Origin of the sequence: Exiguobacterium sp. UBA3968 (genome assembly GCF_002385115.1) — a bacterium.
Taxonomy (GTDB): Bacteria; Bacillota; Bacilli; order Exiguobacteriales; family Exiguobacteriaceae; genus Exiguobacterium_A.
The window spans coordinates 5,854-6,151 of the sequence record NZ_DGCW01000003.1; the positions used below are offsets into that span (position 1 = coordinate 5,854).

General features: G+C 47.3%; 1 protein-coding gene. It reads right to left on the reverse strand.

Translation table 11 applies throughout. The features are described from left to right. Positions 1-298, reverse strand: a 298-nt coding sequence (locus B3S86_RS00160) for a DEAD/DEAH box helicase (protein ID WP_290747865.1), incomplete at both ends; no start/stop codon positions are given.

Sequence of the window (298 nt, forward strand, 5' to 3'; positions counted from 1 at the left end):
GCGGAATCGGTGTCGCTGTCAACGTCAAGACATCGACGTTTGTCTTCAACTGTTTCAGACGTTCTTTGTGTTTAACACCGAATCGTTGCTCTTCATCAATGATCAACAATCCGATATCAGCGAATTGGACGTCTTTCGACAGCACACGGTGTGTCCCAACGACGACATCAATCGTTCCTTCTTTTAACCCTTGTTTCGTTGCCTTTAATTCTGCTGGCGAACGGAACCGGCTCATGACCGACACACGAATCGGCCATTCACTGAATCGTTCAAGCATTGTTTCGTAGTGTTGTTGCGC